General features: G+C 70.4%; 27 protein-coding genes and 3 pseudogenes. 11 read left to right on the forward strand and 19 right to left on the reverse strand.

Features of this window, described 5'->3' with window-relative positions:
* Nucleotides 1–197: 197 nt before the first annotated feature.
* Nucleotides 198–1067, reverse strand: a complete 870-nt coding sequence (locus ACFU6I_RS11650) for an LLM class F420-dependent oxidoreductase (RefSeq protein WP_384364123.1) — start codon at nucleotides 1065–1067, stop codon at nucleotides 198–200.
* A gap of 995 nt (nucleotides 1068–2062) precedes the next feature.
* Here ACFU6I_RS11650 and ACFU6I_RS11655 point away from each other — a divergent pair.
* The 6 genes and pseudogenes from ACFU6I_RS11655 to ACFU6I_RS11680 all read left to right on the forward strand — a co-directional run bounded on the left by ACFU6I_RS11655 (nucleotide 2063) and on the right by ACFU6I_RS11680 (nucleotide 5691).
* Nucleotides 2063–2290: a hypothetical protein gene (locus ACFU6I_RS11655; protein WP_384364125.1), complete on the forward strand. Its 228-nt coding sequence runs from the start codon at nucleotides 2063–2065 to the stop codon at nucleotides 2288–2290.
* A gap of 7 nt (nucleotides 2291–2297) precedes the next feature.
* Entirely contained in the window at nucleotides 2298–3308 is a 1011-nt protein-coding gene (locus ACFU6I_RS11660; protein ID WP_384364127.1) for a helix-turn-helix domain-containing protein, read from the forward strand.
* Between the two features lie 341 nt (nucleotides 3309–3649).
* On the forward strand, nucleotides 3650–3850 hold the full coding sequence (locus tag ACFU6I_RS11665) for a hypothetical protein (RefSeq protein WP_384364129.1): 201 nt from the start codon (nucleotides 3650–3652) through the stop codon (nucleotides 3848–3850).
* Between the two features lie 58 nt (nucleotides 3851–3908).
* Nucleotides 3909–4007 (forward strand): annotated as a pseudogene (locus tag ACFU6I_RS11670) (IS5/IS1182 family transposase); the annotation flags it as partial.
* Nucleotides 4008–4189: 182 nt separating this feature from the next.
* Nucleotides 4190–4951 (forward strand): MerR family transcriptional regulator, encoded by a 762-nt coding sequence (locus ACFU6I_RS11675; protein WP_384364131.1) that lies wholly within the window; start codon nucleotides 4190–4192, stop codon nucleotides 4949–4951.
* Nucleotides 4952–5388: 437 nt separating this feature from the next.
* Nucleotides 5389–5691, forward strand: coding sequence for a hypothetical protein (locus ACFU6I_RS11680; RefSeq protein WP_384364133.1), 303 nt, complete (start codon nucleotides 5389–5391; stop codon nucleotides 5689–5691).
* Here the strand turns inward: ACFU6I_RS11680 and ACFU6I_RS11685 are convergent.
* Nucleotides 5679–6119, reverse strand: a pseudogene (locus ACFU6I_RS11685) (MFS transporter); the annotation flags it as partial. The gene ACFU6I_RS11680 and the pseudogene ACFU6I_RS11685 overlap by 13 nt on opposite strands.
* A gap of 48 nt (nucleotides 6120–6167) precedes the next feature.
* Here ACFU6I_RS11685 and ACFU6I_RS11690 point away from each other — a divergent pair.
* From ACFU6I_RS11690 to ACFU6I_RS11705, 4 genes and pseudogenes are all read left to right on the forward strand, one after another.
* Nucleotides 6168–6374 (forward strand): sensor histidine kinase, encoded by a 207-nt coding sequence (locus tag ACFU6I_RS11690; protein ID WP_384364135.1) that lies wholly within the window; start codon nucleotides 6168–6170, stop codon nucleotides 6372–6374.
* A gap of 430 nt (nucleotides 6375–6804) precedes the next feature.
* On the forward strand, nucleotides 6805–7161 hold the full coding sequence (locus ACFU6I_RS11695) for a hypothetical protein (RefSeq protein WP_384364137.1): 357 nt from the start codon (nucleotides 6805–6807) through the stop codon (nucleotides 7159–7161).
* Complete coding sequence (locus ACFU6I_RS11700) at nucleotides 7158–8309, forward strand: caspase family protein (RefSeq protein WP_384364139.1); 1152 nt, start codon at nucleotides 7158–7160, stop codon at nucleotides 8307–8309. Before ACFU6I_RS11695 ends, ACFU6I_RS11700 begins: the two co-directional genes overlap by 4 nt.
* Nucleotides 8310–8616: 307 nt before the next feature.
* Nucleotides 8617–8943, forward strand: a pseudogene (locus tag ACFU6I_RS11705) (helix-turn-helix domain-containing protein); the annotation flags it as partial.
* Nucleotides 8944–9060: 117 nt separating this feature from the next.
* On the opposite strand, the gene ACFU6I_RS11710 reads toward ACFU6I_RS11705, so the two are convergent.
* The 4 genes from ACFU6I_RS11710 to ACFU6I_RS11725 all read right to left on the reverse strand — a co-directional run bounded on the left by ACFU6I_RS11710 (nucleotide 9061) and on the right by ACFU6I_RS11725 (nucleotide 10548).
* Nucleotides 9061–9249, reverse strand: a complete 189-nt coding sequence (locus ACFU6I_RS11710) for a DUF2290 domain-containing protein (RefSeq protein WP_384364141.1) — start codon at nucleotides 9247–9249, stop codon at nucleotides 9061–9063.
* A gap of 16 nt (nucleotides 9250–9265) precedes the next feature.
* Nucleotides 9266–9613 (reverse strand): DUF2290 domain-containing protein, encoded by a 348-nt coding sequence (locus ACFU6I_RS11715; protein ID WP_384364143.1) that lies wholly within the window; start codon nucleotides 9611–9613, stop codon nucleotides 9266–9268.
* 104 nt (nucleotides 9614–9717) lie between these two features.
* Nucleotides 9718–9999 carry a hypothetical protein gene (locus tag ACFU6I_RS11720; RefSeq protein ID WP_384364216.1) on the reverse strand — a complete coding sequence of 94 codons (282 nt, stop codon included), beginning with the start codon at nucleotides 9997–9999 and terminating at the stop codon, nucleotides 9718–9720.
* 150 nt (nucleotides 10000–10149) lie between these two features.
* Nucleotides 10150–10548: a transposase gene (locus ACFU6I_RS11725; RefSeq protein WP_384364145.1), complete on the reverse strand. Its 399-nt coding sequence runs from the start codon at nucleotides 10546–10548 to the stop codon at nucleotides 10150–10152.
* A 65-nt stretch (nucleotides 10549–10613) separates the two neighbouring features.
* Here ACFU6I_RS11725 and ACFU6I_RS11730 point away from each other — a divergent pair, with 65 nt between their 5' ends.
* Nucleotides 10614–11285, forward strand: coding sequence for a phosphatase PAP2 family protein (locus tag ACFU6I_RS11730; RefSeq protein ID WP_384364147.1), 672 nt, complete (start codon nucleotides 10614–10616; stop codon nucleotides 11283–11285).
* A gap of 17 nt (nucleotides 11286–11302) precedes the next feature.
* Here the strand turns inward: ACFU6I_RS11730 and ACFU6I_RS11735 are convergent, their stop codons facing one another.
* Genes ACFU6I_RS11735 through ACFU6I_RS11795 form a run of 13 tightly spaced genes read right to left on the reverse strand, consistent with a single transcriptional unit; the run spans nucleotide 11303 to nucleotide 25902 of the window.
* Nucleotides 11303–12685 (reverse strand): glutamate-1-semialdehyde 2,1-aminomutase, encoded by a 1383-nt coding sequence (locus ACFU6I_RS11735; protein WP_384364149.1) that lies wholly within the window; start codon nucleotides 12683–12685, stop codon nucleotides 11303–11305.
* A 7-nt stretch (nucleotides 12686–12692) separates the two neighbouring features.
* Nucleotides 12693–13244, reverse strand: coding sequence for a dTDP-4-dehydrorhamnose 3,5-epimerase (gene rfbC / locus ACFU6I_RS11740; RefSeq protein ID WP_384364151.1), 552 nt, complete (start codon nucleotides 13242–13244; stop codon nucleotides 12693–12695).
* Complete coding sequence (locus ACFU6I_RS11745) at nucleotides 13241–14473, reverse strand: polysaccharide pyruvyl transferase family protein (protein ID WP_384364152.1); 1233 nt, start codon at nucleotides 14471–14473, stop codon at nucleotides 13241–13243. Before ACFU6I_RS11745 ends, rfbC begins: the two co-directional genes overlap by 4 nt.
* The gene (locus ACFU6I_RS11750) at nucleotides 14470–15426 is read right to left on the reverse strand and encodes a glycosyltransferase family 2 protein (protein ID WP_384364154.1); all 957 of its coding nucleotides are present in this window, start codon (nucleotides 15424–15426) and stop codon (nucleotides 14470–14472) included. Before ACFU6I_RS11750 ends, ACFU6I_RS11745 begins: the two co-directional genes overlap by 4 nt.
* Nucleotides 15423–16730, reverse strand: coding sequence for a hypothetical protein (locus ACFU6I_RS11755; RefSeq protein WP_384364156.1), 1308 nt, complete (start codon nucleotides 16728–16730; stop codon nucleotides 15423–15425). Before ACFU6I_RS11755 ends, ACFU6I_RS11750 begins: the two co-directional genes overlap by 4 nt.
* A gap of 5 nt (nucleotides 16731–16735) precedes the next feature.
* Entirely contained in the window at nucleotides 16736–18058 is a 1323-nt protein-coding gene (locus ACFU6I_RS11760; RefSeq protein WP_384364158.1) for a DUF4910 domain-containing protein, read from the reverse strand.
* Nucleotides 18046–19110, reverse strand: coding sequence for an NAD-dependent epimerase/dehydratase family protein (locus ACFU6I_RS11765; protein WP_384364160.1), 1065 nt, complete (start codon nucleotides 19108–19110; stop codon nucleotides 18046–18048). Before ACFU6I_RS11765 ends, ACFU6I_RS11760 begins: the two co-directional genes overlap by 13 nt.
* A 3-nt stretch (nucleotides 19111–19113) precedes the next feature.
* On the reverse strand, nucleotides 19114–19761 hold the full coding sequence (locus ACFU6I_RS11770) for a PIG-L deacetylase family protein (RefSeq protein WP_384364162.1): 648 nt from the start codon (nucleotides 19759–19761) through the stop codon (nucleotides 19114–19116).
* On the reverse strand, nucleotides 19758–20567 hold the full coding sequence (locus ACFU6I_RS11775) for a glucose-1-phosphate cytidylyltransferase (protein ID WP_384364164.1): 810 nt from the start codon (nucleotides 20565–20567) through the stop codon (nucleotides 19758–19760). Before ACFU6I_RS11775 ends, ACFU6I_RS11770 begins: the two co-directional genes overlap by 4 nt.
* Nucleotides 20564–21838, reverse strand: coding sequence for a class I SAM-dependent methyltransferase (locus ACFU6I_RS11780; protein WP_384364166.1), 1275 nt, complete (start codon nucleotides 21836–21838; stop codon nucleotides 20564–20566). Before ACFU6I_RS11780 ends, ACFU6I_RS11775 begins: the two co-directional genes overlap by 4 nt.
* On the reverse strand, nucleotides 21835–23073 hold the full coding sequence (locus ACFU6I_RS11785; RefSeq protein ID WP_384364168.1) for a glycosyltransferase: 1239 nt from the start codon (nucleotides 23071–23073) through the stop codon (nucleotides 21835–21837). Before ACFU6I_RS11785 ends, ACFU6I_RS11780 begins: the two co-directional genes overlap by 4 nt.
* Before the next feature lie 2 nt (nucleotides 23074–23075).
* A complete protein-coding gene (locus ACFU6I_RS11790) occupies nucleotides 23076–24380 on the reverse strand; it encodes an O-antigen ligase domain-containing protein (protein WP_384364170.1) in 1305 nt (434 codons plus the stop codon).
* Between the two features lies 1 nt (nucleotide 24381).
* Nucleotides 24382–25902, reverse strand: coding sequence for a right-handed parallel beta-helix repeat-containing protein (locus ACFU6I_RS11795; protein ID WP_384364172.1), 1521 nt, complete (start codon nucleotides 25900–25902; stop codon nucleotides 24382–24384).
* Nucleotides 25903–25907 lie beyond the last annotated feature (5 nt).

The following is a 25907-nucleotide window of genomic DNA, read 5'->3' on the forward strand; positions in this document are numbered from 1 at the left end:
GACCCGGCCCCGTCTTCCGTTGTGGTTCGGCACCGACCGGTCTGTCGGCCGGACGGCTTCTCGGCGCGCCAGGCATGGGGAGCTCGTGCGAGCAGGTCTGTCTTCCCCCTGAGCGAGGGGCGGGGACATTCAAAGATCCCCATCAGGGACGCCTTGCGGGCGTGAAAGGGTGCGGCTGGTGCTCCGGCCGGCCCTGGTCATTCCTCCGGGCGAATCCAGGTCCGGGCGAGTTCCGCGACCCAGGTGGCCGCCGCGTCGGGAGCGGGCGGGGGTGCGCCGACGACGACGAGTTCGGTGACGCCCGCCGCACCGAGTGCGGGGAGCTGCTCCGGGATGCCGTCGTTCAGCGCGACGGCGACCGTGAGTTCGTCAAGAGCGCGACCGTGGTGGGCGCACTCATCGGCGAGAACGGCGATGTGCGCCGGGACGTCGGCCGCCGGGATGTTGAAGCCGTACCAGCCGTCGGCGAGCGTGGCCGCGCGGCGCAAGGCGGCGTCGCTGTTGCCGCCGACCACGACCGGGAGCCGGCCGCCGCGCAGCGGCTTCGGGTTGACCCGGATCGCGTCGAAGCGGGTGAACTCCCCTGCGAAGGAGGCCGGGTCCTCGGCCCAGAGGGCGCGCATCGCGGCGAGGTACTCCTCGGTGCGCCGCCCGCGCTCGGCGAAGGGGACTGCGAGCGCTGCGAATTCCTCGGCCGACCAGCCGACCCCGACCCCGAGGCTGAACCGTCCGGCGGAGAGCACATCGAGTGTGGCGGCCTGTTTGGCGACCAGGACCGGGTTGTGCTCAGGCAGCAGGAGTACGCCGGAGGCGAGCTCGATCCGGCTGGTGACCGCCGCCGCGAAGGTCAGGGCAAGCAGCGGGTCCAGCCAGTCCGCGTCCGCGGGCACAGCGATCCGGCCGTCCGCGGAGTAGGGGTAGCGCGAGGCGGGCGTGTCCACGAGCACCACGTGCTCGCCGCACCAGAGCCTTGCGAAGCCGTGCGTCTCCGCGGCTGTGGCCACCGCACGGATCACCTCGGGACGGGCACCGTCACCGATACCGAGCGCGTGCAACCCCACTCGCATTCTCCACCTCCGGGCGTCACCTTAAGTGCGAAGCGCGGACGCGCTCGGGTGACGTGGCCCACCGCGCGCGGAGGCGCAGGCGCGGCGGGAGCTCGACCTGACGATGTGGGAGGCGGAGAAGCAGGCCCGTAAGAAGGAGGGCCGCCAAGCCCGGGCCCAGCTGCGGCCGGGCAGGAACCGTCAGGTATGCCTGCGCCTCTACTGCACCCTCCGCAGGAACGGCGACGCCTCCCCGTCGTTGTCGAGATCGACCGCGAGGATGCCAGTACCGCCGTGGACAAGCTCCGCGACGAGGCCCTTTGCGGACCTGCGCTGCGGATCCGCTGGCACGGAGCGCTGCGCGCCGAGCTCCCGGCCGGTGTCGCCCGCCTGCACCTGCCGACACAGCCCAGCCGCACCCCGTCCGGTACTCGCTCAAGCAGGTCACCAGCACGGCGGCGATCACTCTGGGCGAGGCCGTCACCTCCGAGGCCGCACGTGTGCAGGGACGGAATCCATGAACCGGTTGACCACTTCGGCTTATGAGAGTGCGGAGGGTGGCCGCATCCGGTGAGGATGCGCCACCCTCTGGGGCGCCGCGCTGGAACGCGGTGATGCCCGGTCCCTGTTCCATGGTGCAGCCACGACGCCAGGGAAACCTCGGGCACGAGTACCCGAGACAGCGTTGCTAGGAGGGTGTCATCGCGTGCGTGTCTTCGGCAACGCCGGATGGACGGAAACGAATGAAAATATTGGTTTCACTCTCCTGACCTGCGGCCTCCTGATGATCGGCTGCCGGCTCGTCCACCCGTTCGCCTGCATCGTGGACCCGTGCTCTGGACGTTTGTGAATCAACGCCCTTGCACGAAGAGGCACGCATTGTGATGGTCGGTTACTGGTGAGAGGATCGCCCGCAGGTTGACGGACCAGACCTGGAAGTCCCCGTCAGCTGTCACGGTGCAGCCCAAGTCCACGCCCGATTACGGGTTCTGACACGACGCCAGTTGGAGACATGCATGCGTTCATCACCTCTCACACCGTTCTCGCCCAGCGCCTCTCCGGGCGCGCTGACGCCTGGCGAGGTGGTCATCATCCTCGTCGTCATCCTCGTGGCAGGAGCCCTCGCCCTGGCTGGTCTGCCGATGTTCGGCGCTGTTGAGTTCATCGCGGGCGCCCTCTACGTCGCCGTCAGCTCGCTGAGGGCGATGCGCACGACGACAGCGCCCTCGCCCGAGGCAGTCTGACCCACCCATGGGACGGCGTGAGAACGCCGTCGCCGCAGAGACCCGGCAGTCCGAAGCGCTCGCGCTGTGGCTACGTGCCCAGCGCGAGCGCCGAGGCGTCACCTACGCGACGATGGCCAAACTGATCGGATACCGGTTCACCGCGTCCATGCTCTCGCGCGGCGCCAGCGGGAAAGTCCCCTCCCGTCAACTCGTCGAAGCCTACGCACGCGCCTGCGAAGCCGACCCCGCAGAAGCGATCCGCCTGTGGAAAGCCGCCCGCCGCTCCGAGGAAGAACTCCGGCGTCGGGAGGAGACCGCCACAGAGTTTCAGGACCTGGCCACCTCGGTGCGCTCCGCACTCACTCACCCGGAACTGATCGAGACCTTCGGCCAGTTACGCCGGGCGATGATCCAGGTCCGTGCTCGGGAAGGCCAGCCGTCTCTGGGCTACTTGCAATCCGAGGCCGGGCGAACCGCTGACGGCCGGCACTTCCGGCTCCCGAAGAGCAGTCTGAGCGCTGTCCTGCGGGGGGAAGCGGTCCCTTCCCGCGAGCACGTCACCGCGTTCATGGAAGCCCTCGGCGCTTCCCCCCGCAAAGTCAGACCGTGGGAACGAGCCTGGGACCGGATCGCGCAAACCTACGCCCGCCAGCCTCCGGCTGTGGTCGAGATCCGCGTCGCGGACGGCCCCGCGGCCGTGCCGCCCCAACACCCCGTCCTACTGATGACCACAGCCGCGAACGGCCCCGACTACGACTACCTTCGTGACCAAGTGGTGAGCGACTACATGAACACCGACATGCCCCGCATCTGGAAGGGCCCGCAGCGCCCCTACCCGCCGGCAGGGCAGACTCGCTCCGGCCTGCCCATCCGGATTCCGCGACGCTACGAACGCCCGGCCCACCGCCTTCAGACTCACAAGAAACCCAGCCCGACCAGCGCCACACCCGCCCTTGCCGCACCGGGCCGCCCACGCTCCGCCGCTTCCCAGACCCTGGAGAAGACCCTTCAACTACGCCTGCTCCGCGACGACTGAGGGCTGTCCCGTAACCCCTGGCGGAACAGCGCGCGGCGTCGGATACGGTGCAACGCACGACGGAGGAGCGTCCTCGTACTGGATGTATTCGGGCGTTCCGGCAACGCAGCGAGGTGCCGTAACCGGCGTCGTGCGCCCGCCAGGGGTTACGGGACAGCTCCTGGCGCGGGCGGTGCAACCGTAAGCCCGGACGGCGAGAAGCGCCGCAGTCAAGATTCCAGGGGCGGATGCCCCGCCCCCACCGCACCCACGCAGCTGCAGTCCGTCGTGCCCGTCGCTGCGACGCGCCCGTTCACCAAGGGCAAGGCCGGTGCCGCCCCGAAGGAGGGAAGACTGCATACATGATCAAGCCCCAGATACGCCCTGCCCGACTGAGCGACATCGACGCGGTCGCGCAACTCCTCGCCCGCAAATGGGACATCACTGCAAGCACGGTCACTCGCTGGCTCGATACCAACCGAGGAGACGAACCGGGCACGGACAAGACCGTCTTGATGTCGATTGACTTGCCCCGGCCAACAGCCTCCGTGGCCATCGCATAGCCGCTTCGCGCAGTACGCGGGACGGACGCAGAAGGATCTGCAACACAGGTGACTGCACCTGCCAAAGCCGGCCTGCGGGACAAAGGCCGGCGGTCCGCCGGAGAAGCACCCGCGGCGCGAGATCGTGGACGCGATTCGGTACGTCGTGGACACGGGCTGAAAGTGGAGGGCCCTGTCGCCCTCCACCTGGGTCCGCCGTGGGCGTCGTCCGTACGGTCGCGAAGCCGGGAATCGGGTTCGCCCGGGTTCCGGGGTTGAAGTTGTCGTTGCGGCAGCTTCTACCGTCCTGAGCAGGGCCGGAGAGACCGGCCCGGTGACGCGTCTGTGAGGGAGGCGGCGATGGACTGGCCGATCGCGGAGGTTGCTCGGATGTCGGGCGTGACCGCCCGGACCCTGCGGCACTACGACGAGATCGGCCTGCTGCCGCCTGCCCGGATCGGAGCCAACGGCCACCGCTACTACGAGGAGCGTCAGCTGCTGCAGCTGCAGCAGATTCTCGTACTGCGGGCACTGGGTGTAGGACTCCCCGAGATCGGCCGGATCCTGGCCGAGCAGCTCGACGAGGTGGAAGCCCTGCGTGGCCACTACCGGCGGCTGCTCGCCGAGCGGGACCGGCTCGACGCCCTGGCCGGCACCGTCTCCCGCACGATCACCGAACTGGAGCAGTCCAGGAAGGACGGCAGAACCATGACCGCCATCAACCGACCGGAGAACCTGTTCGAGGGCGTGCAGCCCTCCCAGTACGAGGAGAGCCTGCATGACTTCCCCGAGCATGCCGAGGAGGTCGCCCGCAGGGTCGCCGCGATGACCCCGCAGGACGTCGAGGCCGGACAGCGCGAGCGCACGGCGCAGATGATCCGGCTGGCCGAGCTGATGGCCGCCGGCCACCCGGCCGACGCCGAGCCTGTGCAGGCCGAGATCGACGCCCAGTACCGGGCCCTGGTCCAACTGCGGGCCGTGTCCGCCGAGGAGTACCGCGCCATGGGACGCTCCTGCGTGGACAACGACGCCTGGCGCGCCGCATACGAGGCGATCACACCGGGTCTGGCCGCGTACCAGCGGAACGCCATCGAGGCGTATGCCGCTGCCCGGCTGAGCTGAACCGGGACCGGGCTGCCCCCGCGGGAACCGGCCCGCAACAGCGGGCTTCCGACTGTCGCACCGACAGGCTCACTCGCCCGACCCCGCAGGCGCCGGGCGAGGTGCTGCCCGTTCTCAGGTTCTGGCTCGGCTTTCGTGCAGTGGCCACGGTGAGTGACGGCTGAGCGTCCCCGGGCGGCTTGCGAAGTCGCCCGATTCACGCACTGCTGGCCGCCGGGCACAACAAGCGGTCCGTGGCCCGGCAACTCGGCATGAGTCAGAGCATGGTCCTGCGGTTCTCCCGGGCTGACGCGCCCGAAGACCTTTTCAACGGGCAGTGCAGAACCGGACGTCCGTCCTCGACCCTTCACCCGCTTCCGGCGCCCAGACGGGTACGCGGACGTGCCCTGCTTGGCCACGATCCCTTCAAGGCCCTGCGCCTGGAGTGCCTCGTACCAGTGCTCCGCCACATCCCGGTCGTCAGTTGCCGGTACGGGCTGGATCGGCGGACCGACCTCCGCGAGCAGTTCCAGGAGCAGGGCGCGCCGTTCTGTGTACGGGAGGGGGCGGGTGTCGCCGATCGCCAGGTCGGGGTGCTGCACCAGGTCGGTGGCGATGACGTGCACGATGGTGTCCGGCTCGGCGCCGTCGGTCTCCTTGCGCAGGCGGAGCAGGAGGGTGACGCAGAGCAGGCCGGTGCCGTCGGCCGTGAGGCCGGGTGCGGGGAAGGGGGGGAGGTCGTGGCGAGTCATCGACGGTAGGCGGTGGCGGCGACGGCGGGCAGGAGGGCGAGGGAGAGGATGCCGCCGGTGAGGGCGAGGATGGGATAACTGGTGGCGGCGACCAGGATGCCGGAGGCCATGTTGCCGGTGGCGCCGGCGATGGAGACGTCGACCAGGCCCTGGGTCTTGGCGCGGGTGGCCAGCGGGACGGTGTCGGTGATGATCGCCGTTCCGGAGACGAGGCCGAGGTTCCAGCCGAGGCCGAGCAGGGCCAGGGCGAGCGCGAGGAGGCCGACGGAGTCGCCGGGTGCTGCGGCGGCGAGGATACCGGCGGCCAGGAGGGTGATGCCGGAGGCGGCGGCGATCTTCATGCGGCCGTAGCGGTCGACGAGCCAGCCGGTCAGGGGTGAGGGCAGGTACATGGCGCCGATGTGGATGGCGATGACGAGGCCGGAGGCGGCGGCCCCGCGGTGCGCCTGAGCCTGCCGGACGGGGAGACCGCGTGGCCGCCGGAGGTGACCAGCACCGTCCAGGAGGCGCTGACCAACGTGCTGCGGCACGCGCCCAAGGCCCGCTCGGTCACGGTCACCGTCGAGCAGGACCCGCGGGACGTCACCGTCGAGGTCACCGACGATGCCCCGACGGCCCCGGCCTGGCACCCTCATCGCGGCGGCTATGGTCTGATCGGCATGCGCGAACGCGTCGGACGGCCTGGACGATAGGCACGATGGCACCCGGCCGACAGCGCGGAGACCGTAACGATCACCAGCGCCTTCAGGCCGCCGCCATCAGGGAGATCTCAAGCTCAGACGCCGAGCCGTCCACCGTCTTTGCAGCAGTGGTCGAGAACGTCGGCCGCGGCCGGTGACCGGACAGATGTCGGTGGCGGCCAAGGCGCGGCGCCCGGGGATGGGGACGCGGCAGTCGGCCGGGAACACCGGCCCGGACGTGCGGCCCTTGAGCGGGCAGGGCAGCAGCCGGGCAGTGCCAGTGGCCCAGTGCAATGAGAACTGCTAACAAAATGATGTGCCGCCGCCGCGGTACTCGGGGCAATCTTGTGGAGTTCGACCGCGAAGTGCCGGGCTGGTAGAGGACGATGGCCACCGGCGGTCGTCGGTGGTGGCGGCTGTGCTCATAAGTGGGGAGGCCTGGGTGCGGTTAGAGGTGCATGTGGAGTCGGGTGCGGGGGAGCTGCGTTCGCTGCAGGGTTGGCTGCGTTCGGATCCGGATGTGCGCAGGTCCGCGGTGAGCGAGGTGCGGGGGAGTACGCCGCGGCCGGGGGAGATGGGCACCGTACTCGACGTGCTGGGACTGGTGACGGGCAACGGCTGGAGCGCCGCATCGTTCGTACTGGCGCTGGCGGCATGGCGGCAGACCCGGCCGCAGCGGGCGCGAGTGGAGATCCGCCACGGTGACACGGTCATCGTCCTCACCGACTGCTCGCCCGAGGAGATCGAGCGGGCCACCAGAGCGCTGGACGCCGCAGCGGACGAGGACCGCGACACGTGAGTGTCCTGCCCGACCCGGGGGCCTCACGCGCGGTCCTGATCGGCACGAGCCGGTACGACCACCTGGAACAGTTACCGGCCGTCTCGAACAACCTGACCGACCTCGCCGTCCTCCTGAGCGGCCCGCTGTCCCTGCGCATGCCCGCCCCGCACGTGACCGTCGTCGAGAACCCGCCCGATGCAGGCGCCGTGATGGACTCGCTGCGCCAGGCAGCCGCCGAAGCCACCGACACACTGCTCGTCTATTACGCCGGCCACGGCCTCATCGACCCCCACGACGCGCTCGCCCTGGCCATGCCGCACACACAGCCCGACCGTATCGAGACCAGCCTGAACTACGACTGGCTGCGCCAGATCCTCCTGGACTCTTGCGCACAGAGACATATCGTCCTCCTCGACTGCTGTTACAGCGGCCTCGCCCTCGGCAGAATGAGCGCACCTCAGGGGCTCGCCGACCATGCCGCAGTCGAAGGCACTTTCCTCCTCGCCGCCTCCGCCGAGACCCGCACAGCCCTGGCACCGGTCGGCGACACCCACACAGCCTTCACCGGCGCCCTCCTCGACACACTGCGCCACGGCGTCCCCGGCGGCCCGCCACTGCTCGACCTGGAGACCGTCTACCTCCACCTGCGCCGGACTCTGGAGGCGCGAGCGCATCCCGTTCCGCAGGCCAGGAATCGCAACAGCGGTGCCCGCGTGGCGATGGGGCGCAACCATGCGGACCTTCCTGCCGCACCGGTCACCGCGGCAGCCGGCCCCGAGCAGCCGGACCATCGCCCATGGCCCGACCCGTCTGCGATCAGCACCGTCACCGGCTTCTTCACGAACCTTGCGGCCGTGCGGGAAGTCAGCGGACTGACTCAGCAGGAGGTCAGCCGCCGCTCAGCCGGACGCATCTCCACAGGCACCATCAGCAGACTGGTCAACCTCGACACGCTCCCCGCCACCTGGACCACCACAGCCGCCTACCTGTCCGCCTGCGGCGTCCCCGACGACCAGATCCAGCAATGGCACGGAGCCTGGCAGGAACTGCGCCGCCACGCGTCCGCGACACAGGAGCCGCGCACCGGCACGCCCGACGGTGGCACCGCTGAGGCCGGGAAGGCGCGGCGGCGGCTCTCCGCCTTATGGCGCGGCCGCGGTCACTGACCGGGGGCAGCAGGGGCTGATGCTCCGGACGGGCGGGGCTGAGGGCTCTTTTCCGTGTCGCCGGAGTCGTTCCCGACCAGGGTGTTCCACCCGGCGATGGCCAGGATGCCGGCCACCAGGATTGCGCCCGTGGACGGCTTCTTCCACCGGCTGGAGGCTGAAGAGGGCTTCACGTAATGCGCTGCCCGGTAATACCCCTTGCGTTGCTGTGCCACAGCTCCACATCCCCCGAACCGGCTGGCTGACTGTCGCAGCAAGTCTTCCAGCAGCGTTCCCGTTCTGGTTCCGAACGGCCGAGCACGTCCGGATTCCGACGCTTGAGGACGGCTGGCCGCTGCGGCGGGCTGCCGAGCGCTTCCAGGTCTCGCCCACAACGGCCCAGCGTTGGGCATACCGTTACCGGCTGTCCGGCGAGGCAGGCATGGCGGACCGTTCAAGCCGTCCGCACGCGAGCCCGCGCCGCACCCCGACTCGGACCGAACGACGGATCATCAAGGTCCGGCTCCTGCGCCGGTGGGGACCGTCCCGCATCGCCGGCTTCCTCGGCCTGGCTCCTTCGACCATGCACCGGGTACTCACCCGCTACCGGCCGGCCCGCCTGACCCACCTGGACAGTGCCACCAGCTGTGCCGTGGGGGGCGTTCAACCCCATTACAAGTGCAAGGTGTTGCGCTCCTCATGGGTGAGTGTGCGGGGGCCGGCCTGCTTGGTGGCTGAGCTTCAGAAAAATGGGTAATGGGCTTTCCACAGGTCAGGGTAGAAGTGCCGGAAAGATGAAGTCGGTGAATCGGCCGATGTGCATTGGTGCGGCGCAGGCGATCCGGCAGCCCGCAGAGTTGACGGTCATGCGAGCTGCGGGATGCCCTGTGGCGGCAGATCCGGGGTTGAAGTCGAAGCGGATCGCGGAGTGTAGAACCATATTCGTCGGCTCGGTTGCCATGTGGAGATCGATGACATCAAGGATTGGTTCCTGGCGTACGAGGTCTCTGTCCAGGCGATAGGGGCAGGGGGATACAGGCGAGTCGGTGGCCTGCGATTTCTCCCGCCTCGATGTCGTAGGTGATCTGCAGAAGTGCCCCGTCAAGCAGGAGGGCCGAGTAGGCGCCGGCCTGTGCCCACCGCTGGTAGTCCTGAAGGGTCGGGTCTCCCCGGCTGACCAGGAATGGTATGCCGGGGTCAGTTGCATGCCAGGAGACACGCGTCCCGCTCACACAGACCGTGTTGGTGTAAGCGGCTATCTCCGCGTTGAGAAGGTAGTCGAGTAGGTTGCGGACCTCCTCTGAGACCGTCCTGGTCGTTGTCACGCGGCAGGTCTTCCTTCAGCTTCATCACCATCCCGGCGATGACGAGGATTTCCCGCTGGAGCCTCGCCGGGTGCACCGGGCCGCAGCGCGCCGAGGGCCCGTCCTCAGTGGCGGTAATGCGCCTCGATCTCGCCGGGATCGCCGGAATAGGTGCCGCCGGAGGTCGCGTGGAACTCCTCGATCACGGCTATGGGCTGCTCGCTCGGCCTCGTCCGGGGGCGGTCGATCTCGTGGACAAGAAACACCGAAGCGGCCTTCAAGATCTTGTTGGCCCGCTTTAACTCCGCTATTTCCTTGCGGAGTTGTTTTGGCGCTGCTCGTATGTCTCTGTACGCCAAGGTGATAGATCTGGCTTCAGGGGCGCTACGAAACAGGGCGCGGCTCACACTGCGCGACTGTCCGACGGTGGTTTGCCGCGACCGGATTGTTGGTTAGGGTGAAAGTAGAGGCTGATCCCGATTCCCTTGGCCAGGACGATGGCCAGGCTGGCGAGTTCGTGGCTGCACAGGCTGACGACTCCCGCGGAGTCGTACAGGTCAGGAGCGGGTGTCCGCGGGGCGGTTACGGTCGCTGGAGGGTGGGTCGGACACGACGGGGGGCTCGCGTTGGATCGCCTGGCAGGAGAGGACCTGGAAGTCGGCCCGGCCCAGTTCGTGCTTGACGGGTTCATGATCTTGCTCGGTCCAGCCGCGCAGCCGCCCGTACAGGCTGACGATCCGTGCGGTGGCGGCCGCGACGATGCCTTTTCCGACCTGTCCGCGGGAGCCGAGGTACTGACGGGACACACAGGCCGTGGCGTGCCCGGACTTCCGGGCACCGGAGTCGTCCGGAAACAACGCCCCGCCGTCGTGGGGCGCGGTCACCGGCTCCGCCAACGAGGTCAGCGTCTTGTTGCGGTCCCGCGGCGCCGGCAGGGCGGCGACGTAATCCCGCAACGTCCGACGCTGCGCACGGCAGACACGAAGGTCACTACCGCAGGCCGACCGGACGCGGTGGGCGTGTGACCGGCCGGCCGGCGCCTCGAGTGCTGCCCCCGTCGCTGCGCGCGTGGCTCGGGCTGATCGCGGCCCTCGCCTCGCTGGTGGTCGTCGTGCTCGGGGTCTTGTACGCCGGCCACGACAAGCCCGGCAGGGTGGACGGGTGGTTCCAGCACGCGGTGGACGGTGTGCGGCTGCCGTGGCGGAACGTCGCTCTGGCCACGGACTTCTTGGGGGAGCCCGCCGGAGCGGAGATGCTGGTCGTAGCCGCCGTGACGGGCTGCCTGCTGCTTCGGCGTCCTCGCGCGGGGGTGCTCGTCGTTGTCGGCGTCGGCCTGAGCGTGGGGACGGCGACGCTGCTCAAGCACCTGGTGGGACGCACCATCCACGGCGACGGCAACCTGTCCTATCCGAGCGGGCACACGGCCTTCTTCACCGCATTCGCCCTCGTGGTGGCGCTGCTCGCGACCGGCCGGCTCGGGCTCGGCAGGACGGCCGGGACGTCACTCGTGCTCGCCGCGGCGCTGGTGGCCGGCGCCGCGATGGGATGGGCGCAGGTCGCCCTGGGCGCGCACTACCCGACCGACGTCCTCGGCGGCTGGTGCACCGCGCTGGCGGTGGTACCGGCGACCGCGTGGCTGGTCGACCGGATCGCCGGCCGGATGGCCGACGTCGGTCGGCGGGAGCGCCGCTGACGCCGCGTCACGTCTCGTCATGCCAAGCGGCGGAATACGGACTTCACGGGTCGCCCGGCCAGCCAGGGGGTGGGGTCGGCGGCGTCCAATGCCTTCCGGTACACCGCACATGCCTGGGCCACCACATCAACGGTGCGGTCGATGTCGGCGTCGTCAAGCGCACTGCTCACCACGAACGACGGGGCCAGCACTCCGCCCGCGAGGAGTCGGCGCAGGAACAGGGTGCGGTGCTGCTGCGACGGCTGCCGGTTCTCGTCGAGGGTGGCGAAGACCAGGTTGCTGGCCCGGCCCCGGACGACGACGTGGTCGCCGACGCCCATGCCGGCCGCGGCGTCGCGGACACCGGCGGCCAACCGCTCGCCGAGGGCATGCAGTCGCGCGGTGATGCCCTCCTCGACGTAGGTGCTCTGCACGGCCATCGCGGCTGCCAGGGAGTGCGTTTCCGCACCGTGCGTGCTGGACAGCAGGAACACCCGGTCGCGGGAGTGACGCAGCCCGCCCCGCTCCATCAGATCGCGGCGCCCAGCCAGCGCGGAGACGGCGAACCCGTTGCCCAGCGCCTTGCCGAACGTGGAGAGGTCGGGGGCGACGCCGTACAGGCCCTGGGCACCCGCCTCGGACCAGCGGAAGCCGGTGATCATCTCATCGAAGATCAGTACGCAGCCGTGCCGGTCGGCCAGTTCGCGCAGGCCGGCGAGGTACCCGGGAGTGGGGTCTCCCCTGCTCGAACGAAGTTGAGAGCTCGGGGAAGGCTCGGTGTGGCCTGCAGGTTCGAGGATCAGGCAGGCGATCTCGTCCTGGTACCGGGTGAGCAACTCCTCCGTGGCGGTCAGGTCCCCGTAGGGGAACGCCACGGTGAGCTCGGTGGTCGCGGCCGGAATACCGGCGGACATCGGCGTGGTGCCGATGAACCAGTCGTCGACGGAGAAGAACGGATGGTCGGCGCAGATGGCCACCCGCGGGCGCCCGGTGACGGCGCGGGCGAGGCGCACCGCGGCGGTGGTGACGTCGGAGCCGTTCTTCGCGAACTTCACCATCTCGGCGGTCGGTACCGTGGCCAGGAAGCGTTCCGCGGCCTCGACCTCCACCATGGACGGCCGGACGAAGTTGCTGCCGCGGTCGAGTTCTCGCCGTACCGCCTCGATCACGCGTGGGTGGGCGTGGCCGAGGCTGACCGACCGCAGGCCGGAGCCGTACTCGATGTAGCGGTTGCCATCGATGTCCCACACGTGGGCACCGCGGCCGTGGCTGATGACCGGGGCCAGGTTCTCGGGGTACTGGTCGTCGCCCTTGGCGTAGGTGTGCGCGCCCCCGGGGATCATGGCGTGCAGCCGCTCGTTCGCCGTCCGCGACCGGGGCAGGAGGAACTCATCGGTTTCTTTGGTCTCTTCGGTGTCCACGCCGACCTCACTTCTCTCTTTGCTTCAGGACCTCGGCGAGGCTCGGCGCCTCCCCGTCCCGCTGGGACATCGATGTGGCCGGCAGCGGCCAGGGAATGGCGAGCTCCGGGTCGTCGAAGGCGATCGTCACGTCCTCGGCCGGATCGTGCGGGCGGTCGATCCGGTACGAGGTGTCGGCGGTTTCGGTCAGCGCCTGGAAGCCGTGCGCGCACCCCGCCGGGATGTACAGGGTCACCTGGGTCTCGCCGGACAGCTCGAAGAAGGCCCGGTTGCGGTAGGTCGGCGAGTCCGTCCGCAGGTCCACGACGACGTCGAAGATCCTCCCGTACGAGCACCGCACCAGCTTGGACTCGCCGGCGCCGGAGCGCAGGTGCAGGCCGCGCAGTACGCCCCGGACCGAGCGGGACACGCTGTCCTGGACGAAGGCGTCCGGGTCGAGGCCCACCGAGCGGACCACGTCGGCGTCGAAGGTGCGGCAGAAGAAGCCGCGCTCGTCGGCGTACGGCGTCGGCTCGAACAGGTACGCGCCGTCGATCGCCGCGACCTCGGTCGCCTTCATGAAGCCTCCCGCAAGGCGTGGGTGTGGTCGGCCGCCGGGAACAGGGCCGCGGTCAAGGCGGTGAACTGGTGCTCAAGGCGCTGCGCGGCGGCCAGGTTCCGCTCGGTGAGGGTCTGCCGCAGCTCGGCCGATCGCTGCTCCAGCGCCCGGAACTGCTCGAGCAGCCGGTCGGCGTCGACGTCGCGAGCCGGGTGGCAGTACGCGGCAAGGCCCATCTGGGCCATGAGCGCGTCGCTCTTCGCCGCATAGCTGAGTGCGAGCGTCGGCGTGCCGACCTTCAGCGCGCAGATCAGGTTGTGGTACCGGATCGCCACCACGGTGTCGGCAGCCGCCGTCTCCTTCATCAGGTCGGCGAGTGAGGCCGCCTCGGCAGCGGTGACCAGCGGCGAGTCCACCACGTCGAGGATCGCGGCGACCACCGGCGCATCGCACTTGTCGCCGGTGAGCAGCCTGACCGGCCTGCCGTCCTCGACCAGCGCGCGGACGAAGCGGATCGTCCCGTCGAGGTAGCGCCGGTGGATCTCCTCGGCTCGGGCACGGTCGTCGTTGCCGCCGTGGAAGTCCATGACGCCGACGCAGACCGGGCCCGGCGGGCCCGAGGGTGCGCCGGCCCGTGGTGTCGGCAGGGCGAACGCGAGGTCCGGGTGGACCTCGTCGCGCGCGGTGTCCACGCCCATCTCCCGTAGCGCGTCGCGGGATTGGTCGTCCCGGTACGACCGGTAGGCGGCCAGCCGCGCCGACCGGCTTACCAGGGTCCGGGTCAGCCGGTTGCCGATGGGGGCGGCGCCGACGCCGACCAGTGCGACCCTGGTGCCGAACAGCCGGCCGGATGCGCAGAGCAGGAACAGTGCGTACGGGAAGCCCCACGGCCGCAGCGGCAGCGTGGCCTCCAGGACGCCCATGCCTGGCACGATCACCACGTCGTGCCGGCGCACCCACACGGCGGTGCGGACGACGTCGACGAGTTTGCCCAGCCCCTTGCCCGCGATCGCGCCCGCACGTGACGCGGTCCGGTACTCCCCGCGGTACCAGTGCAGCCGCGTCGCGGGGATCCCGTACCGGGCCGTGACGACCTCGGGTCCGCCGCACAGCGCGTCCACGGCCGCCTCCGGGTGCTCGGTGCGGAGATACCCGAGCACGGCCTCGAGCGACCCGTCGTTGCCGAGGTTGCCGGAGCCGAGCAGGCCGAACACCCCGACGCGCACGGGGATTCGGTCCGCGGACGTCATGCCTGCCCTCCTGCACGACCCTCACGGCCGGCGACGAGGGCGTCGACGGAGACGGTGAGCCGGCTCGGGTCGACCGGGGCGCGGTCCTCGACCCGCTCGCCGGCACCCGGCCGGACCCGGCTCGTCATCCACTCGCCCAGGTGGCGGTAGCACGCGCGCCGGTCGGCCGCGGACAACGGCGCCCGCCGGATCGCCGAGACGAAGCCCGAGACGTACTCGGCGAGCAGCCGGGGCGTCGGGTGCAGCGGGCCTGCCCGACGCGGATCCAGGTTGACGCACCGTGAACGCTTGCTCGGGTTCGCCCGCTCGGCGCGGGTGGGGTGGTCGCGGCGGAAGTACAGCAGCTCCGGCACCTGATGGAAGGGCCCCCGCAGGACGATCTCGGCGACGAACGTGCGGTCCGCGTGGTGGTAGCTGTCGTGCGGCCTCACCCGGCGCAGCATGTCGGCACGCATCACCCCGTAGAAGTCGTCGCCACCGGGCTCGAACAGGAAACTGCGGAAGCGCTCCGGCGCGTGCGGCGAGGCAGTGGCGAGCCCGTACTCGTACGGGACCTTCACCTGTCCTTCGCCGTCGATGACCGCCTGGTCGGAGTGCGCGAGGACCACGTCCGGCCGCTCGTCCAGCGCCTCCACACAGCGGCGCAGCAGGTCCCGGGCGTACAGGTCGTCGTGCGAGGCCCACTTGAACAGCTCGCCGCGGCACTCGGTGAACACGTGGTTGTGGTTCGGCGCGGCGCCGATGTTCCGGGGCAGCCGGAGGTAGCGGATGCGCGAGTCCTGCGCGACGTACTTGCGGCAGATCTCCTCGGTCCCGTCGGTCGAGGCGTTGTCGGAGATGACCAGCTCGAAGTCCTCGTAGGTCTGGCCGAGGAGGGCATCGAGCGACTCGGCGAGGTACTCCTCGCCGTTGTACACGGGCAGGCCGATGCTCAGCCTGGGGCGTGCGGTCATGGCGTCCTCACTTCGGGAATGGAGTCCTGGTGGTGCTCGCGCAGGGCGGAGCGCAGCTGGAGCCACCACACGGCGGAGGCGGCGAGGGTCGCGGTGGCGACGCCCCAGGCCGAGCCGACCGTGCCGGCCAGGGCGGCGCCGCCGAGCCCGCCCGCCACGTAGCAGGCGGAGGCGAACAGCTGGCAGCGCAGGCTGTGCCGGGCCGCGGCGAGCGCGCGCAGCCCGGCCGCGGCGCCGGTGCCGAGGCCGGAGCCTGCGACGCCGAGAGTGACCGGCACGATGAGCTGTGCGGCGGAGTGCCAGACGTCGCCGAGCACGAGCTCGCCGAGCCGGTCCGGCATCAGGAGCAGCGCCCCGCCCCAGAGCAGCGCGGCGACGGCCTGCCCGCCTCCCAGCAGGAGGCAGAACGTGCCCAGGCGGTGCGGGGCGCGCCGCAGCACCCGTGCCGCCTCCGCGACAGTGACCAGCGAGAGACCCATCAGCACGGCGAGGAACGGGCCGAGCAGGAGCTCGGCGCCCCGGACCGCACCCACCGCGCCGACCCCGACGATCGCGCCGAGCCCGTACGCCCGCAGCTGGCTCGCGCCGCTGAGGCTGACGTTCTCGACCAGGTACCGGTAGCCGAGGTCGCGTTGCTCGCGGAGCCACGCGCGTGCCCGCGTCATCCGGGGCCGGATGCCGGACTGGACGTAGCCGTACCCCGCAGCCACCGTGGCGGAGGCACCCCAGGCGAGCACGAAAGCGGCCACGCTGCCCACCTGGGCCGCCACCACCAGGGCCGGGACGAGCGCGACGCCCCATACGACGTCGTTGACGAACGCCTTCTTCCCGGTGCCCGCGGCGAAGAACGAGTACCGCCAGGCGTCCTGGAGGAGCAGTCCCGGCAGCATGACGCCGAGACAGGCGAATGCGGGCCCCACGTGGCCGCCGAGAGCGAGGCCGGCCACCAGACACGCCGCACCGATCGCGACTCCGACGCCGAGCGCGGCACCCGACGACCGGGCCACCGCCCCGCGCCAGGCCGTGTCCGACACGCCGCTGAAGCGCACCACGAGCGGGTCGGTGGCAAGGCCCCGGGAGACGTTGAGCACGACGCCGTAGGTCACCCAGGCGAGGCTGAACACGCCGAACGCGGTCACCCCCAGCGAGCGGGCCACGTAGATCCCCACCGCGAAGTTGCTGATGCTGGAGGCCGCCTGGTCGGCCAGCCCCCAGGACAGCCGGCCGACGAAGGCCCGCCGGCCGACGAAGGCCCGCCGGGTGGATCCCGCCGGAGCCGTCGCCTTCTCCACCTCGGTGGTCATCCGCATCATGCCTTGATCAGTCCGGCGTCGTGCAGGGCATCGGCCGCGGCGGCGACGGTGTCGAACGGCAGCCCGGACCGCTCGGCGACGTCCAGCAGACCGTGCTCGCCGTCGGAGAGGCTGAGCACCCAGAGCATGGCCATCTGAGCCTGCTTCGCGTCGCTGCGGCCGCCGAGCGAGTCGTACAACCCGCGTCGGCCCAGCTGCGGTTCGCCGTAGGGACTGAGGTTGAGGTACCGCCGGTTGCGGTCGAGCACGGCGAACGCCTCGCGGCAGACCGCAAGGGTGTCCGCCATCGCCTCCGGGGAGACGAAGTCCGGGTTGTCAGCCGAGGTGTGGTACTCGGGGTACCCGGCGTACGGGGTCCGGCTGAGCGAGCCGACGCCGAGATCGAACCCGGGCGAACAGTACTGCCGCTCGTCGTACCCGTACGGGGTGAACTCGTCGACGCGGTGCGGGCGTTCGGAGGCGGCCAGCACATGTCGCATCACCCGGTCGATCTCCGCGTCGCCGCGTCTGCTCTGCTTGTACGTCAGCTGCCCCGAGTCGCCGGCGCAGGCCAGTACGAGCCCGTGCTTGACCCTTCCCCCAGCTCTCGGCTCCGCTCGAGCAGGGGATGCCCCATCCACCCGCTCCGCGTTGCGGGCCAGCCAGGTGATCGCCCCGATGGTGCCGGGCGCGTAGATGAACCGATAGGTGTAGTACGGCGTCTCATGCGCCAGCGCGCCGGCCAGGAACGTCGCCACCGCGATGCCGGCCAGGTTGTCGTTGGCCAGCGACGGGTGGCAGACGTGGCAGGAGACGATCACCTCGTCGGGGACCTGCCCGGGGACCACGTGTTCGGCGTAGGTGAGGTGGCCGTCCGCGAGCGTGGAGTCGATGCGCACCTCGTACTCGCCGTCCGGCAGTGCGTCCAAGGTCTCCTGGGCCAGGCAGAACCCCCATTCCGGCTTGTAGTAGCTGGTGCGGTACGGCACCCAGGTCGGGTGCTCCGGGAGGGTGTGCAGGTGCGCGCGGAGCTCGGCCAGCGGCATGGTCGCCGACACCGGCACGCTGTACCCGAGCACGTGCAGGCTGGACGCGGCGAAGTCGACGACCCGCTTGCCGGCGCTGTCGGCGATGTACGCGTCCCGGATGTTCCACTCCTGCGGCACCGTCCAGTCGAGCACCTGCGCCCCGGTCGGCACCTCGTGCACCTGCAGCGGAACGTACTCGCCGATGATGTCCAGGGTGGCGCGCACCCCGTCGCCGGTGATGCTCCGGCACAGCGGGTACAGACGCTCCACCAGCGCGTGCATCTGCTCGCCTACCGCGGTCATCGGCGCCACCGCAGCGTGTCGTCGACGGCGCCGGCGTCGGACGCCGCGCGCAGCACGGCAAGGCGGGTGAAGCGTCGCTCGAAGTCCTCCCGGGTCAGCCCGTATTTCCGGTAGGCGTCGGCGAGTTCGAGCGCGCCCTGCTTCACCGTCCACTCGCAGTCGAAGCCGGGAATCGCGGCGCGGAACCGGGAGAAGTCCACCCGGTACGACCGCGGATCGGCACCGGTCTCCCCGGTGATCACCACCTTCGCGCCGGACACCGCCTCGGTGACCTGCTCGGCGATCTCGGCGACTGTGACGTTGTTGATCTCGCTGCCGATGTTGAACGCGCGGTCGTGCACCGCCTCGCGTGGCGCGCTCAGCGCGGCCGTGAAAGCCCGTGCGATGTCGGCGGCGTGCACCAGCGGGCGCCAGGGGGTGCCGTCGGAGAGCACAAGGACCTCGCCGGACAGGAGCGCGTGGCCCACCAGGTTGTTCAGCACGATGTCGGCGCGCAGCCGGGGCGAGTAGCCGAAGGCGGTGGCGTTGCGCATGAACACCGGGGTGAAGTCGCCGTCGGCCAGCGCGTGCAGGTCGTCCTCCACGCGCACCTTGGACTCCGCGTACGGCGTCACCGGGCGCAGCGGGGCGTCCTCGGCCACCAGGTCGTCGCCGCCGGCGGCGCCGTAGACCGAGCAGGTCGACGCGTACAAGAAGCGCCGCACTCCGGCGTCGCGGGCCAGCCGGGCCAGCCGCACGGACGCGTGGTGGTTGATGTCGTAGGTGAGGTCCGGCGCCAGCGATCCCAGCGGGTCGTTGGACAGTGCGGCCAGGTGGATCACGGCGTCCACCCCGGCCACGTGGTCGGCCGTGACGTCGCGCAGGTCCACCCTTCCCCAAGCTCTCGGCTCCGCTCGAGCAGGGGATACCCCAACCCCCGGCGGGTCCGCGGGTGTCGGGCCGAGGACGCAGTCGGCGAACAGGCCGGCGTCAAGACCGACGACCTCGTGTCCGGCGGCCGCGAGGACCGGGGCCATCACGGTGCCCAGGTAGCCCTGGTGTCCGGTCAGCAGTACGCGCAAGGTTCATTCCCCCAGGTCGAGAGTGAGTTTGGTGACGGCGAACGCCTCGGCGTAGCGCGCGTGGCATTCGATGCCGCGGATCCGGGCCAGCCCGAGGAAGGCTTCCCGGTCGTACCAGGGCCGGTGCCGCTGCGAGGGGTAGTGCTCCTGCAGCAGCCGCACCTTCTGTTCGGCGATCGCCGGCGACAGCGGCTGGTACGCCGCCGGACGGCCGAGGTCGCCGTCCCACTTGACGATCTCGTAGCCGAGCACCAGGTGGTCGCGGAACGCGGTGGGCAGCAACTGCGCCAGGCCGCGGTGATCCTGGTGCGCGTCATCGGTACGCGGCGCGAGGATCAGATCCGGCTCGGTCTGCAGACGCAGCTCCTCGATCGCGGCCTTGGCCTCGTCCCAGCGCGCGGGCAGCCGGCCGTCCGGCAGCTTGAGCACGGTCAGCCGCAGGTCGGCGCCCGGGCAGAAGGCGGCGAGCGCGGCCCGTTCCTCCTGCTCCCGCTCGCTGCCACCGCCGGAGAGCACCAGCGCGTCGACGCGGATACCCGGCCGCGCGAGGCACAGCGTCAGCAGCGTGCCGCCGGCGCCGATGGCGATGTCGTCGCAGTGCGCGCCCGCCGCGACGATCCGGTCCAGGCGCTTGGCGCTGAGCTGGATCATGCGATCCCCACTCCGGCGTTCGCTCCCGCGCCGCCCCGTTCCCACACGGTCCACGGGCGGTCGCCCCGGGCGTACGCGTCGTCGAGCGCGGCCCGCTCCTTCACGGTGTCGGTCGGCTTCCAGAAGCCGCGGTGCTGGTGCGCCACCAACCGGCCGCGCTTGGCCAGTTGGGCGCATCCGTCGGCGACCAGGTCCCCGTTCTCCGGGATGTGGTCGAAGACCTCCTGGCGGAGCACGAAGTAGCCGCCGTTCTCCCACAGCGGTAGTTCGCTCACCGCGGTGATGCCCCCCACCAGGCCGTCCTCGCCCAGGTCCACGCAGTGGAACGAGGACTGCGGCGGCACCACCATCATCGACGCACCGGCGTCGCGCCGGGCGAACCGGTCGATCATCTTCGGCAGCGGGGCATCGGTGAGCACGTCGGCGTAGTTGGCGAGGAACATCTCGTCGCCGTCCAAGTGGTGCCGCACCCGGCGCAGCCGCTCCCCGATCGGTGACTCGATGCCGGTCTGTGCGAATGTGATCGTCCAGTCGGCGATGTCGGTGGACAGCAGCTCGGTCCGCCCGCCCCGCAGCACGAAGTCGTTGGACGTCGTCTCCTCGTAGTTGAGGAAGAAGTTCTTGATGTGGTGCGCCCCGTACCCGAGACACAGGATGAACTCCGTGTGCCCGAAGTACGCGTAGTAGCGCATGACATGCCAGATCAGCGGCCGCGGGCCGACCATCGCCATCGGCTTGGGCATGTCGTCGGAGGCTCCGCTGCGCATACGCAGCCCATAACCGCCGCAGAACAGTACGACCTTCATGACTTGACCTCGACAATGCTCAGTTCCGGGACGGGGAAGACCAGCCGGCCGCCCCAGGCGTGCACGAAGGACAGTTGCTCGACCAGCTCGTCCCGCAGGTTCCACGGGAGGACCAGCACGTAGTCCGGTCTGTCGGCGCTGATCTGCTCGGGCGGCAGGATCGGGATGCGGGTGCCCGGGGTGAACCTGCCGTGTTTGTAGGGGTTGCGGTCGACCGTGTACGGGAGCAGGTCGGGCCGGATGCCGCAGTGGTTGAGCAGGGTGTTGCCCTTGCCCGGGGCGCCGTAGCCGACGACCGTCTCGCCGCGCTCGGCCGCCTCGATGAGGAACCGCAGGAGTTCCCGACGCACCTTGGCCACCCGAGCGGAGAACTCGGTGTACCCGGACAGCTCCTGCAGCCCGGCGGCCTTCTCCCGGTCCAGCACGTCGGCCACCCTTCCCCAAGCTCTCGGCTCCGCTCGAGCAGGGGATACCCCATTGGTCGGCTCGCCGGCCACCTCGGCCGGCCGGGCCCACAGCCGGATGGAGCCGCCGTGCGTGGGCAGCAACTCGACGTCCACGAGCGCGAGTCCGCCGCTCGCCAGCGCCCGGGTCGCGGACGCGACCGTGTAGTACTGGAAGTGCTCGTGGTAGATCGTGTCGTACTGGTTCTCCTCGATCAGGGTCAACAGGTGCTGCACCTCGATGGAGACCCAGCCGTCGTCGGCGACCAGGGCGCGCAGCCCCCGGGTGAACCCGACCACGTCGGGGATGTGCGCGTACACGTTGTTGGCCACCACCAGGTCCGCCGGGCCGTGCTCGGCGCGGACGGCCGAGCCGGTGGCCGGGTCCAGGAACTGCGTGAGCGTGGGCACACCCGCGTCCCGCGCCGCGGCGCCGACGTTCACCGACGGCTCGATGCCGAGGCAGCGGATCCCCCGGTCCACCATGTGCCTCAGCAGGTACCCGTCGTTGCTCGCGACCTCGACCACGAAGGCGTCGGGGCCGAGAGCAAGGCGCTGTACGGCGTCGCCGACGAACGTGCGCGCGTGCTCCACCCAGGAGGTCGAGTAGGAGGAGAAGTACGCGTACTGCGTGAACGTCTCCTCCGGCGTGATCAGCGGAGGGATCTGCGCCAGCCAGCAGTCGGTGCAGACCCGCAGGTGCAGCGGGTACGCCGGCTCCGGTTGATCCAGTTGGTCCGCGGCGAGAAAGCTCTCACATGGTGGCGTCGCCCCGAGATCGACGACGCTCGCCATCGCTTTTGAGCCGCAGAGTCGGCATCGTGTCATCTACTGTCCCCATCCTTGCTCGCGCGGGTGTCCCCGCCGCGAGCCAGTGCTGACCGACCCGCGATCGCGGTGCGGTACTCCTCCACCAGGCGCTCAAGGCCGACGGCCGGGCTGAACCCCTGCTCGTAACGGCGCCGGGCCGCCTGGCCCATCTCCCGGCCCAGGGCCGGCTCGGCCGTGATCCGGCGCATGCAGGACGCGAGCGAGGTGGGCTCGCCCGGCTGGTGCAGCAGCCCGGTCACCCCGTCCTCGACGAGTTCGACGAAGGCGCCGTGACCGGCGGCGACGGTCGGGACCCCCGCCGCCATCGCCTCCACGACCACGAGGCCGAACGCCTCCAGCCATGTCGAGGGAGCCACCACGGCGACCGACCGCGCGACGGCCTCCCGGCACTGGGCCGGGTCGTACAGGCCGACGTACCGCACGTCGTCCCGGCCCGCCGCCCAGGCGGTCACCTCTGGCTCCAGCGGCCCCGCGCCGGCGATCACGAGTGGCACGCCCACACCGCCGTCAGTGGCGATCTCGTCCCACGCGGCCATGAGCAGTCGCACGCCCTTGGCCTCCGCGAGTCGGCCGAGATAGAGCAGATGCTCGCCGGCGCCGGCTCGGCAGGCGCCCGGGTCGGGCACGAAGTTGTGCTTCACCGCCAGCCGCTCGCCCGGCATGCCGGCCCGCACCAGGACGTCGCGCTGTGCCACGGAGATGCAGAAGAACCGCTCCACGCCGGACCACCACCGCCGCCGGTTGACCGACAGGCTGACCGCGAGCGGCACCGTCGCCAGCCGGGAGTTCCGGTAGCAGCCGTGGCGGATGGCGGGCAGTGGTGCAGAGCCGACGCACCTGGTGCACGGTTGGCCGTCCCGCTGCAGCGTGCCGGGCGGGCAGACCTGGGTGTAGTTGTGCAGCGTGGCGACGACGGGTACGCCGGCGTCGGCGCAGGCGGCCAGCACCGCGGGCGACAGGAGGGGGAAGACGTTGTGGACGTGGACCACGTCCGGCCGCTCGGTGCGAAGCCGGGCGGCGAGCTCTGCGCGGACCGCCGGGTTCCACGGCACAAGCAGCGGTAGCGCGGCCTTGGCAAGGAGGGACCGGTCGGCGATGTCGTCGCTGCGCCGCTCGAACACCTCGACCCGGTGGCCGGCCGCACGCAGCAGCGCCACCTCCTGGTCGACGACCTTGTTCTCGCCGCTCGGCTGCGCCGAGGCGTAGCGGTTGTGCACCACGAGGACGTGCATGCTCAGGTCACCTCCGATCTCCGGGCCCCATGCGGGACGCGTCGTCGAGGGACTTTGGGCGTCGAGAGGGGAGCGACCTCGGCAGGCGCCGCAAGGAGCGAGGCGGCCAGGGCCAGATGCAGCAGATACGGCGAGGCGTCGCCAAGGCCGGCCTCGGTGTACGAGGCAAGCGCGCAGTAGCCGATCAGGAAGATCGCGCAGGCCCTCTGCAGCGACGGTGGCCGCAGCAACGCGACGCCCCCCAGCACGATGATGATCGCCGCGACGAGGGTGACACCGATCAGACCCTGCTCGTTGTAAACGGCCAGCCAGCTGTTGTCGATCGGCAGCCCGCCGAACGACTTGTCGCCCAGGCCCACGCCGAACAACTTCTCCGAGGTCGACCGGGGCGCAGCCAGCAGGGCGTCCCAGACCTTGGCCCGGCCGGTGAGGCTGGAGAAGTTCTCCTTGCTCTGTCCGCGCAGGAACCACGCCTGCAGCGCGGAGGCGAACCCCACCGCGGCCACCGCGGCGCACAGCACCGCCCAGCTGAAGAACCGGCGGGCGGCGGCGCTGGTCGGGATGAGCGAGCCGATCGCCAACGCCAGCCCGATGAACAGGCCGAGCGTGGCCGTCCGGGTATGGGTCAACGCGAGCAGGACGAGTGACGGCACGATGACCACCGCCGCGCTGGCCCTGTCGGTCCGGCGGCCCAGGACGAGCAGCACGGTGAGCCCGATGATCACCGCGGCGTACTGTCCGATCTGCGGCGGGGTGAGCGGCCACAACGCGCCGACCAGACGCCCGCCGTAGAGCTCGGGCATGGCCGCGCCCGGTGAGACCACCAAGCCGGCGGCCACCGACCCGAGCACCGCGAAGTACATCCGGATGTGGTGCCGGACGAACGTCAGGCTGCCGTCCCACCAGCGGCTGAGCAGCCACAGCGTGCCGACGAAGAGAGCCAGCCGGGTGCAGCGGAACAGCGCACCGAACCCGGACTCCAGGTACGCGCTGGAGATCACGCTCGGCACGAGCAGCAGGGTGAGCAGGAACACGAAGGCGCTGGCTCGGATGCGCAGCCGGAGATTGAGCGCGAGCGCCAGCGTGAACGCGGCGACCAGCGCGCCCATGGTGACCATCTGGATGAGGGAGCGGGGCAGCGGAATGATGGTCTTCGCCCCGGCGGAGCCGAGCGTGTTGAGGACCAGCAGCCCCCAGACGATCCCGACGATCCTCGGCGTGCCGGCAGGACGCGGTTCGGCGCCGGGCTGCGTTCCCGCCGTGTCCGGTCCGCCCGGCAGCCCACCGCGCGTCGGTTCCCCGCCCATCTCAACCACCGGCCTGTGGGTCGAGGGCGCTGCCCGCATCCTGCTGGTACGGCGTGCTCTGCCACTGCCCGAAGTCGAGTGTCCGGCTCGGGTCGTGGGCGACGAACTTCCATGGTCCGCGGTAGACGTTGTCGTGCCAGCGGTTGTGCTGCTTGTGGGTGATCGCCTCAGCCACCCCCTCACCCTTGTACGGCGACCAGTCCGGATAGGTGCCGTAGTTGGCCAGCACCGCCATGCGGTCGCACTTCTCCGTGCACTTGACGACGGACTTGTCGAGGACGAAGCGGTTGCCGTGGATGTCCACCCGCTGGGTCTTCCACCGGCAGTCGGCGTAGAGCGGTGCCTTGGCGATCGCCGGCTGCTCGCAGCGGTCGGTGTCCCGCACCAGCAGGGTGCAGTCACCGGACGAGGTGTTGGCCGGGCTGTTGCAGAACCGGTCGGCGTTTTCCCACAGGGTGATCCCGGACCAGTTGTTCTCCAGCACGTTCCGGTAGATCTCGATCTTGTCGGTGCGGGCTTTGATCCGCGGTTCGCCGCCGGACTCGGACAGGTAGATGGTCGCGAACGGGAAGGTGTCGCCCTTTTTGGCTTCTCTGCGGCCCTCGACCCAGTTGTTCCGCCGGATCGTGTTGTTCCGGATGACCGCGTTGTAGCTGGTCTCGTAGATCAGCGCGGCACCGTCGTTGGCCTCGAGCACGTTGTTCTCGATGCGGAAGTCGTTGTTGTTGGTGTCCGCCCACAACCCCGTTCCGCGGTTGTCGTGCACCCAGTTGCCGCGTACGTCGGCGCCGTTGACGGCCCAGAACTTGATGCCTCCGGTGCAGCCGCAGCCCTCCCGCTGCCGCTCCCAGTCGCCGGTGTTGTTGCCCACGATCTCGTTGCCCTCGACCACCAGGTCACGGAGGGGGCCGTCGGCCTTGTACGCGTTCATGCCGTACTGGCCGTTGTCGCGCAGGCAGCTGGCGCGGACCTGCTGGCGGGCACCGGCCATCAGCCCGGCGCCGGAGTTGTACTGGATCGTCGCGTGCTCGATCACCCACCCGTCGGCCGAGTCATGGTTGACCACGCCCTCGTCGGGCGGCGCGACGAAACTCTGCACGGTCAGGTAGCGGATGGTGACGTTGCGGGCACTGCCGCCGAACGCGTACTGGTTCTTCTTCTGGCCATCGAGCACCGCGCCCGGCGCACCGAGGTAGCGGTTCCCCTCCTTGGGGATGACCTGGGCGTAGCGGTCCAGGTCGAGCCTGTGCTTGCCCGGTCGGAGCCAGAACGTGGTGTTCGGGGGGCTGCTCTTGGTCTTCGCTGCCAGGTCACCGACCACCGCGGGGTCGACCGTCACCGCGCCCGCCGGCGCCTTCTCCGGCCCGGCCGCGGGCTCGGCGCACACCCGGGCCGCGGACGTGGCCGGCGCGGCCTTCGGCTCCGCTTTGTCGCCCGACGTGCTCTCACAGCCGGTCGCCGCCAGCAGGGCCAGCGCCGGCGGTGCCGCCGCCAACGCCCAGTGCCGCCTCTTGATCCCCAAGCGTC

Origin of the sequence: Streptomyces sp. NPDC057486, from assembly GCF_042802415.1 — a bacterium.
In the GTDB taxonomy this organism is placed as follows: Bacteria; Actinomycetota; Actinomycetes; order Streptomycetales; family Streptomycetaceae; genus Streptomyces; species Streptomyces yanii.

What these genes read in the sequence shown, in the direction of transcription:
- ACFU6I_RS11650 (WP_384364123.1), bottom strand. Translation starts at nt 1,067, where the DNA reads ATGCGAGTGGGGTTGCACGCGCTCGGTATCGGTGACGGTGCCCGTCCC.
- ACFU6I_RS11655 (WP_384364125.1), top strand. Translation starts at nt 2,063, where the DNA reads ATGCGTTCATCACCTCTCACACCGTTCTCGCCCAGCGCCTCTCCGGGC.
- ACFU6I_RS11660 (WP_384364127.1), top strand. Translation starts at nt 2,298, where the DNA reads ATGGGACGGCGTGAGAACGCCGTCGCCGCAGAGACCCGGCAGTCCGAA.
- ACFU6I_RS11665 (WP_384364129.1), top strand. Translation starts at nt 3,650, where the DNA reads ATGATCAAGCCCCAGATACGCCCTGCCCGACTGAGCGACATCGACGCG.
- ACFU6I_RS11675 (WP_384364131.1), top strand. Translation starts at nt 4,190, where the DNA reads ATGGACTGGCCGATCGCGGAGGTTGCTCGGATGTCGGGCGTGACCGCC.
- ACFU6I_RS11710 (WP_384364141.1), bottom strand. Translation starts at nt 9,249, where the DNA reads ATGGCAACCGAGCCGACGAATATGGTTCTACACTCCGCGATCCGCTTC.
- rfbC (WP_384364151.1), bottom strand. Translation starts at nt 13,244, where the DNA reads ATGAAGGCGACCGAGGTCGCGGCGATCGACGGCGCGTACCTGTTCGAG.
- ACFU6I_RS11745 (WP_384364152.1), bottom strand. Translation starts at nt 14,473, where the DNA reads ATGACGTCCGCGGACCGAATCCCCGTGCGCGTCGGGGTGTTCGGCCTG.
- ACFU6I_RS11750 (WP_384364154.1), bottom strand. Translation starts at nt 15,426, where the DNA reads ATGACCGCACGCCCCAGGCTGAGCATCGGCCTGCCCGTGTACAACGGC.
- ACFU6I_RS11755 (WP_384364156.1), bottom strand. Translation starts at nt 16,730, where the DNA reads ATGACCACCGAGGTGGAGAAGGCGACGGCTCCGGCGGGATCCACCCGG.
- ACFU6I_RS11770 (WP_384364162.1), bottom strand. Translation starts at nt 19,761, where the DNA reads ATGATCCAGCTCAGCGCCAAGCGCCTGGACCGGATCGTCGCGGCGGGC.
- ACFU6I_RS11775 (WP_384364164.1), bottom strand. Translation starts at nt 20,567, where the DNA reads ATGAAGGTCGTACTGTTCTGCGGCGGTTATGGGCTGCGTATGCGCAGC.
- ACFU6I_RS11780 (WP_384364166.1), bottom strand. Translation starts at nt 21,838, where the DNA reads ATGACACGATGCCGACTCTGCGGCTCAAAAGCGATGGCGAGCGTCGTC.
- ACFU6I_RS11785 (WP_384364168.1), bottom strand. Translation starts at nt 23,073, where the DNA reads ATGCACGTCCTCGTGGTGCACAACCGCTACGCCTCGGCGCAGCCGAGC.
- ACFU6I_RS11790 (WP_384364170.1), bottom strand. Translation starts at nt 24,380, where the DNA reads ATGGGCGGGGAACCGACGCGCGGTGGGCTGCCGGGCGGACCGGACACG.